3 protein-coding genes are annotated in these 2725 nt (G+C 43.7%); 2 read left to right on the plus strand and 1 reads right to left on the minus strand.

Features of this window, described 5'->3' with window-relative positions:
* Positions 1-69: 69 nt before the first annotated feature.
* Positions 70-471: a CD3072 family TudS-related putative desulfidase gene (locus tag DCCM_RS17405; RefSeq protein ID WP_373855525.1), complete on the minus strand. Its 402-nt coding sequence runs from the start codon at positions 469-471 to the stop codon at positions 70-72.
* Between the two features lie 427 nt (positions 472-898).
* Between DCCM_RS17405 and DCCM_RS17410 the strand changes: the two genes are divergently transcribed.
* The gene (locus DCCM_RS17410) at positions 899-1396 is read left to right on the plus strand and encodes a cation:proton antiporter regulatory subunit (protein WP_104373664.1); all 498 of its coding nucleotides are present in this window, start codon (positions 899-901) and stop codon (positions 1394-1396) included.
* On the plus strand, positions 1396-2634 hold the full coding sequence (locus DCCM_RS17415; protein ID WP_104373665.1) for a cation:proton antiporter: 1239 nt from the start codon (positions 1396-1398) through the stop codon (positions 2632-2634). Before DCCM_RS17410 ends, DCCM_RS17415 begins: the two co-directional genes overlap by 1 nt.
* The last annotated feature ends 91 nt before the right edge of the window (positions 2635-2725 follow it).

Here is a 2725-nt window from a genome sequence, read left to right on the forward strand (position 1 = left end):
AGACTGTGCTTTACAAGGACTCGTCAACGATTTTATTTCCTGTCTGCCCGCATTTTTAAAGGGCCGGCTTCAACTTTCGACCTGCGAAAGTTGAGTAACTTTATTTAAAACATCAATATTACCTAAAAACTCTCCACCCCAATCACCTGAACATGTCAAATTTACTCCACAGCTGGGACTTCCGTCAACACCAATTATACCGATGACTTTGTATCCATTCTTTACGTAATCCAATAATTGATATGTTATTGGTTTTATAATGTCCTGGCATTTTTCCCTAAAAAAAAGCGTATCAAATTGTTCCCTTACGTGCCCCCACCTTTTAATACCATAAACCACCATCTCGGGACAGGGCAGTTGTATAATACCAATCTGCTTCTCCATCAGCAAGTTCATTACTTCTGAAATTATTCCCGGAGAATTACTTAAGCCCTCAACCTTTGAATTTGAATTAAGAATACAGTGAGACAATAGTATTATAGTTTTACTTCTTTTAATTCTCTATCATCTCCCCCTTTTCCCTATTTACCCATATGATTGTATAAAAAGGTTATGCATAAGTCTAATAGAAAAAATTTAGTTTTTATATATTACCTATTAAATATTTTTATGAGCCATAAAATGGAATATGGAAAATTAATTTTCTATCGGCAGTCTGAGTATCCTGGTATAAAACACATTGAAGCCCTTGTTCCCCGGGTATTCTAAATATTACGGGCTGCTCCAAACCACCTGAAATTCATTTAATCATTCTTTTAGCCCGCAACAATTTTCGAAATGTAATTAATATGATAGAATGGAAAGGCTAACGAAAAAAATAAAGGCTCCAGTAGATTAATGGAGACATTTTTAAATTAAGACAAGCCGTTGTATTTTTTTTATGAGAGGTGGCGCCAACATGCCCTTGATTCGCGAGTCCGATCTTCCGGGAATAGGCAGAAAATTTCAAATTAATACCCGCAGCGGGGACAAATTGGTGATAGTCGTGCATGATGACGGGAGGCGGGAGATGCACCATTTTTTCAACGATGACCCTGAAGAAAGTATTTCAATGGTGACCCTTGATGATTCCGAAGCACGCCGGGTGGGAGCTATTTTGGGCGGAATGGTGTATATGCCCAAGGCTATGGAATCGGTTGATGTCGCCTTTGATGATATGGTTATTGAATGGTACAAAATAGAGCCCGGCTTAAAAGCAATTGGCAAAACCATCGGCGAACTGCATATACGCAAGAAAACAGGCGCAGCCATAATAGCAATAGTCAAACGCAACCAGGCTAAAATAATAAATCCGGGGCCCGAGCAGGAAATCAAAGAAGGAGCGACCCTGGTTGTCCTTGGCGAAAGAGAGCAAGTTAAGGCTTGTAAAAAGCTTATTCAAAATGGGAGTATATAATGTTGACGGGTGAATATCTCCTTTTTGAAGTCGGGCTTGCCCTCGGAGTTATTGCAGCGGCTGGATTGCTGGCCTCCCGTTTGCGTTTTTCCATTGTGCCGATATTGATTATAGCCGGAATGGCTATGGGACCCCAGGCGCCTCATATTGGAATGTTTGACTTCCGTTTTATCGAAAGTACCCCGCTAATTAATTTCATGGGGCGTTTAGGTGTACTCTTTTTACTCTTTTACCTGGGACTGGAGTTTTCCGTGGGCCGGCTGATAAAAGCAGGCCGCTCCATATTCTTCGGCGGAATCATATACATGGCTATCAACTTTACAGCGGGAGTCGTTTTTCCGCTGGCGCTGGGATGGCCATTGACTGAAGTTCTGGTGGCAGCCGGTATCACCACAATTTCATCCAGCGCCATAGTGGCCAAACTTATTTCCGATTTAAAAAGGTCGGTCAGACCCGAAACCGAGCTTATTCTGGGCCTGATGATGTTCCAGGATGTTTTCGTGGCCATCTACCTTTCCGTAGTTTCCGGTCTGGTCTTAACCGGGACAGCTTCCACAATCAATGTCATACAATCCGCCTTATTGTCACTGGGGTTTATTGTTGGATTTATATTTTTGGGACGCAGATTGCTCAATCAAATAAACCGGCTGCTGGATATCCCCTCCGATGAAGTGTTTATGATGGTATTATTTGCCATGCTGTTTATGGTGGCGGGATTCTCTGAAACCATCCACGTGGCTGAGGCAATCGGGGCTTTGCTGGTGGGCCTTGTGCTGGCTGAAACCGAACATTTCGAACGCATCGAGCACCTGGTGGTGCCTTTCCGGGACTTTTTTGGAGCATTGTTTTTCTTCAGTTTTGGACTGAGTATTGACCCCCTGGCTCTCAGCGGGGCCTTCTGGCCCGCTCTTGGGGCCGTCGCAATAACAATAGCCGGCAATTTCATTTCCGGGTTGGTGGCAGGCCGTAAGTCAGGATACTCCCACAGGGCATCCACCAATGTGGGACTGACCATCATATCCCGTGGAGAATTTTCAATTATCATGGCCAACCTGGCTAAAGCCGGAGGCCTGTTGCCGATACTGCAGCCCTTTGCGGCTCTTTATGTTCTGATACTGGCAATTATAGGCCCGTTGTTTACCAAGGAATCAAAATGGATTTACTCAAAAATGGCCCGGATATTCAAGTGGCCTCCATTGAAGGATATGAACAGGCTAAGACAACGTTCCAATAGCTAGGAGAGTGTTGAAAAACACATTGAAAAAACAATAAACATGTTGCTAAACTACCGCCCGAGGCCGTTCAAAAAGCTCCAGATGCAAGGCGCGG

The organism is Desulfocucumis palustris (genome assembly GCF_002933875.1).
Taxonomy (GTDB): domain Bacteria; phylum Bacillota; class Desulfotomaculia; order Desulfotomaculales; family Desulfocucumaceae; genus Desulfocucumis; species Desulfocucumis palustris.

What these genes read in the sequence shown, in the direction of transcription:
- DCCM_RS17410 (WP_104373664.1), top strand. Translation starts at nt 899, where the DNA reads ATGCCCTTGATTCGCGAGTCCGATCTTCCGGGAATAGGCAGAAAATTT.
- DCCM_RS17415 (WP_104373665.1), top strand. Translation starts at nt 1,396, where the DNA reads ATGTTGACGGGTGAATATCTCCTTTTTGAAGTCGGGCTTGCCCTCGGA.